General features: G+C 69.2%; 6 protein-coding genes. 4 read left to right on the forward strand and 2 right to left on the reverse strand.

Features of this window, described 5'->3' with window-relative positions; genetic code table 11:
* Window positions 1-61 precede the first annotated feature (61 nt).
* Entirely contained in the window at window positions 62-247 is a 186-nt protein-coding gene (locus SGA01_RS40455; RefSeq protein ID WP_174867702.1) for a hypothetical protein, read from the reverse strand.
* Between the two features lie 19 nt (window positions 248-266).
* On the opposite strand from SGA01_RS40455, the gene SGA01_RS40460 reads away from it, so the two are divergent.
* Window positions 267-611 carry a PRC-barrel domain containing protein gene (locus tag SGA01_RS40460; RefSeq protein WP_229918494.1) on the forward strand — a complete coding sequence of 115 codons (345 nt, stop codon included), beginning with the start codon at window positions 267-269 and terminating at the stop codon, window positions 609-611.
* Between the two features lie 68 nt (window positions 612-679).
* On the opposite strand, the gene trhA is transcribed toward SGA01_RS40460, so the two are convergent.
* Complete coding sequence (trhA, locus tag SGA01_RS40465) at window positions 680-1,465, reverse strand: PAQR family membrane homeostasis protein TrhA (protein WP_371866332.1); 786 nt, start codon at window positions 1,463-1,465, stop codon at window positions 680-682.
* 383 nt (window positions 1,466-1,848) lie between these two features.
* On the opposite strand from trhA, the gene SGA01_RS40470 reads away from it, so the two are divergent.
* From SGA01_RS40470 to SGA01_RS40480, 3 genes are all read left to right on the forward strand, one after another.
* On the forward strand, window positions 1,849-2,763 hold the full coding sequence (locus SGA01_RS40470) for a DUF1206 domain-containing protein (RefSeq protein ID WP_141303394.1): 915 nt from the start codon (window positions 1,849-1,851) through the stop codon (window positions 2,761-2,763).
* A 693-nt stretch (window positions 2,764-3,456) separates the two neighbouring features.
* On the forward strand, window positions 3,457-3,660 hold the full coding sequence (locus tag SGA01_RS40475) for a cold-shock protein (protein WP_020133169.1): 204 nt from the start codon (window positions 3,457-3,459) through the stop codon (window positions 3,658-3,660).
* 350 nt (window positions 3,661-4,010) lie between these two features.
* Window positions 4,011-4,669, forward strand: a 659-nt coding sequence (locus tag SGA01_RS40480) for a DEAD/DEAH box helicase (protein ID WP_141303396.1), incomplete at its 3' end; no start/stop codon positions are given.

Here is a 4,669-nt window from a genome sequence, read left to right on the forward strand (position 1 = left end):
GCCCTCGGCCTGAACCGAGCGTGCCCGTCGGGATCGGCGGGCCTCGGTCGTCGAAAGAGTGCTATTCGGGCGCGGACGCCTCCGCCAGGTCCGCCCCGGCGTCAGCGCTGCGTGTGACCTGGTGGGTACCGTGCCAGTCCAGGCACATGACCGTCGCGTCGTCCTGGAGACGGTCGCCGTGGGCGTGAAGAATCTCCGTGACCAGAGCGCGGGAGGCCTCGCGGGGGTGGAGATCGCCCGTACGCACGATTGTGAGCGGTGTGTGGATGTACGCGCAGGACAGCGGCTACACGTCCCGGCAGACACTGGTGGGGTGCACGGTTGAGGCGGCTGGCGGAACCATCGGGCACGTGGACCGCCAACAGGACCAGCCCGGCATGCAACACCTGGTCGTCGACACCAGCATGTGGATGTTCGGCAGGAGCATTCTGATCCCGGCCGGCGCCGTCGCCGGTATCGACACCGAAACACGGACGGTAAAGGTGTCAGGGACCCGGGAAGAGATCAAAGCCGCTCCCCGGTTCACCACCGACAGCGAAATGGCTGACCACCGCTACCTGTCCGCCGTCGGCAACTACTACCTCTCCCTCCGCCGCCCCCTCGCACCCTGACCCGAAGCCAGCAAGGCAACTCGCCCGCCCCAGGGCGACAGCAGCCCCCGGGCAGAACATTGCCGTGCTCAGTAGACGGTGAAGGAGATGGCGATGTAGTGCGCGGTGAAGGCTGCGACGGTCAGGGCGTGGAACACCTCGTGGAAGCCGAACCAGCGGGGTGAGGGGTTGGGGCGCTGGAGGGCGTAGACGACCGCGCCCGCGCTGTAGAGAAGCCCGCCGGTCACGATCAAGGAGACTACGGCCGCCCCGCCGTTGTGCAGGAAGTCGGGCAGGTACCGCACGGGCGCCCAGCCCAAGGCCAGGTAGCAGGGGGTGTACAGCCAGCGGGGAGCTCCGACCCACAGGACACGGAAGGCGATGCCGACCAGAGCGCCCGTCCACACGATCCACAGCAGGACGGACCACTGGTCGCGGGAGAGCAGGAGCACGGCGAGCGGGGTGCACGTGCCGGCGATGATCAGGAAGATGTTGGCGTGGTCGAGGCGACGCAGAACCGCCTCACCGAGCGGTCCCCAGGTGCCGAGGTGGTAGACGGCGCTCGTCCCGAACAGCAGCCAGGCCGTCACGGAGTACACGGTGCAGGCCAGCACGGCCTGAGGCGTCCCTGCCAGGCAGATGAGGACGATGCCCGCGGCCAGCGATGCGGGGACCATGCCGGCGTGAAGCCAGCCGCGTAGTTTCGGCTTGACGGGTTCCACCAGATCGGCCGCCCGCTCGACCAGGTCGGCCACCGGGCGGGAGTTCTCGGCGGCCCCGTCGCGTTGCGATCCCGAAGACAGGCCGGTCGAGTCGCGTCCCTTGATCGTCGGTGGGGAAGAAACACTGCAGGCTTCGGCGTCGTCTCGGGACACTGCTTCCCCTCCCGCACCGGACTGCTGGGTATCACGGGCAACCATGCCTACATGCTAGGAACCTGCCCGCAACGAAATCCCAGAGGCCCACCTCATCGCTCGTAGTAACTCCGGGTCCCTGCGCGCAGGGCGGGTCCGCATCTGGATGCGACTTCCGGATGGGGCACCCCTACCGTGGAGAGACAGGGAACAGACCTGGGGATGGCGTCATGCCCGTCAGCCTCGGATTCCCGGTCATGGCCGCCGCATCGGCCGGCGTGGCACCGCGGTCCGCAAACAGCGGGCGCGCCAGGGACGCCGCCGGACACCGGCTCCGACCCGCGACGCCCGCCCCGGCCGACGGTTCGCTGTGCAGTGGGGTCAGGCCCATGGAGGTACCAGACATGGAGCGCAGTCAGGACAGTGCAGCTCAGCCCAAGTCTCGGGGGCGGCGTCTGGCCGACAGTCGTGTGGTGGAGGTCGCGTCCAGGGTTGGGCTCTGTGCCCGGGGAGTGATCTACGTACTGGTGGGGATTCTGGCCGTGCGGATCGGCCTCGGCAGCGACAGCGGCCAGGAGGCCGACCGGTCCGGCGCGGTGGGGACCCTCGGCGAGCAGCCGTTCGGCCAGGCTTTGCTGTGGGCGCTGGTGGTGGGGCTGGCGGCGATGACGCTGTGGCGGCTGTGCGAGGCGGCGTTCGGGCAGACGGTGGAGGGCGGGGAGAAGTGGTCTCGTCGTCTGGGTTCTTTGGGGATGGCAGTGTTCTACGCCGTGATCTGTGTCGGCGTGGTGCAGACGGCGCTGGTCGGCGGTTCCACCGGGGGGCGCCCCGGTGACGAGACGTCGAAGGAGTACACCGCCAGGGTGCTGGACTTGCCGGGCGGCCGGGTGATCGTCGGCGTGTTCGGGGCCGTCCTGATCGTCGTGGGCGCGGTGATACTGGTGCGCAGCCTGATGCGGAGGTTCGAGAAGGATCTCCGGACGGAAGAGATGCGCCCGGCGACGCGGCGGGTCGTCGCCATACTGGGCATCGTCGGCGGCGTGGCCTGCGGCGTGGTCGCGGCCGGGGCCGGCCTGTCCGTCCTGTTGGCCGCGGTGCGGTACGACCCCAGCCAGGCGAAGGGCCTGGACGAGACGTTGCGTTCGTTCGCCGCCACGCCCGCGGGGCCTGCCCTGTTGATCGCCGCCGCTGTGGGTCTCGTGCTGTTCGGCCTCTACTCGTTCTGCGAAGCCCGCTGGCGCAAAGCCGCTGTGCACGAGACTCCGGCTGAACAGCCGGCCGGGTCTGCGGGCTCGGGGACACGCCCCGGCGCGTCCTAGCAAGGAGAACTCGTCCGGCGGCGTGGGCCGTTCATTCTGTTCGGGCGGTTGCGCCGCACATCCCGCCGTGTGCGGGCCGGGCGCCGACGGATACCCGGCAGTTGACGTTCGCGGGCTCCACCGCCGCCGCCCGGGAATCGACGCCGCGGCCGGGCGCGTCCACGAAGGCACCTCGGCTCTGCGACCGTGCCCCCTGGCACCGTGCCCCATCCGTGCCCTTCGGAACGGTGAACAGCGGTCAACACGGGTATCGGCGGACCACCGAAACGAGCCGCGAGAAGGCGCGTTTTCGCAGGTCGGACACCTTATGGCCAGCGTCAGCGTCGGTCCCCCTCACCTCGCGCTCCGCGAAGTCGTCGAGGGTGCCGGAGGCTCGGGCCCGTGCTTCCGAAATGCTGCACTCAGGGCGAGTCAATATCTATGACCGCGGGCCGAGAATTTACCGGGCCCCGCAGGGAGAGTTTTTACCGCAACGCGCAGAGAGCGATTGATCTACACGCAGAAGCCGCCGCGACCTGCTACTGTCGATATCAGTTGCAGTTTTGGTACCCAAAGACTTCAAGCGTCTCCAGGCGGCCCTCCGCCGCACAGGAGCGCTTTTTATTTCCGGTCATTTTCCGGGCAGGGCATCATCGCGGCGACACGGCATCCGTAAAGCGCGGATGCCGGTGTACTGCCCAAAGGAGATATGACATGGCTGCTGGCACCGTGAAGTGGTTCAACGCGGAAAAGGGCTTCGGCTTCATCGAGCAGGACGGTGGCGGCCCCGACGTGTTCGCCCACTACTCGAACATCGCCGCCCAGGGCTTCCGCGAGCTGCAGGAAGGCCAGAAGGTCACCTTCGACATCGCGCAGGGCCAGAAGGGCCCGACGGCCGAGAACATCGTTCCCGCCTGAAGCTGACGCGTAGTTCGTAGCTGGGGCCCGCATCCCTCGGGGTGCGGGCCCCAGCTACAGGCATTTTCCGGCAGCGTTTTCATCTACGGGACGGCCGTCGATCTCCGCCGCCCACGGACCCTCCGGGGACGCCTGCCACTTCGAACCTGTGTCCCTCCGTCGCCCTGGATCCCTGGATATCGACGTCCGTCCGACGTCACTCCCTTTCAGTTTCAGCGCCTGCGCCGACACAGACTCCATGCGAGCGAGATTCGCTTTCGCATTCCCTTCGGCCCGTTCTTTTGGTTCCCCGCGCCGCTCCACCGCTGCGGGAATTCCTTGATGACGTGCCGCATCAAGGAAGGTTCTGAATGAACCCCACACGTACGAATAGCCGCTCCTCCCGCAGCCGCCGCCGCACCGGCGGCTCCGCTTTCGGCTCCACCGCCGCTCCCGTCCGGGCCGGTCGCTTCGGTTCGTCCGCCCCCAGCCGTGCGGGAGACCCGAGCCGCTCGGGCGGCCGCGGCCGTCGGCCCGCCGCGGTGCAGGGAGAGTTCGCCCTCCCGAAGACGATCACGCCCTCGCTGCCCGCCGTCGAGGCGTTCGGCGAACTCGACATGCCCAGGGAGCTCCTGGCCGCGCTCACCGCGCAGGGCGTGTCCGTGCCGTTCCCGATCCAGGGCGCGACCCTGCCGAACTCCCTCGTGGGCCGAGACGTGCTGGGCCGCGGCCGGACCGGCTCCGGCAAGACCCTCGCCTTCGGCCTGGCCCTCCTGGCCCGCACTGCCGGGCAGCGTGCCGAGCCCCGCCGGCCGATCGCCCTCGTCCTCGTCCCCACCCGCGAGTTGGCCCAGCAGGTGACCGACGCCCTCACGCCGTACGCACGCGCCGTCAGGCTGCGCCTGGCGACCGTGGTCGGCGGCATGCCCATCGGGCGCCAGGCCGGCGCCCTGCGCGGCGGTGCCGAGGTCGTCGTCGCCACCCCCGGGCGCCTCAAGGACCTCATCGACCGAGGCGACTGCGGGCTGGA

Source organism: Streptomyces gardneri (assembly GCF_006539185.1).
GTDB lineage: Bacteria > Actinomycetota > Actinomycetes > Streptomycetales > Streptomycetaceae > Streptomyces > Streptomyces gardneri.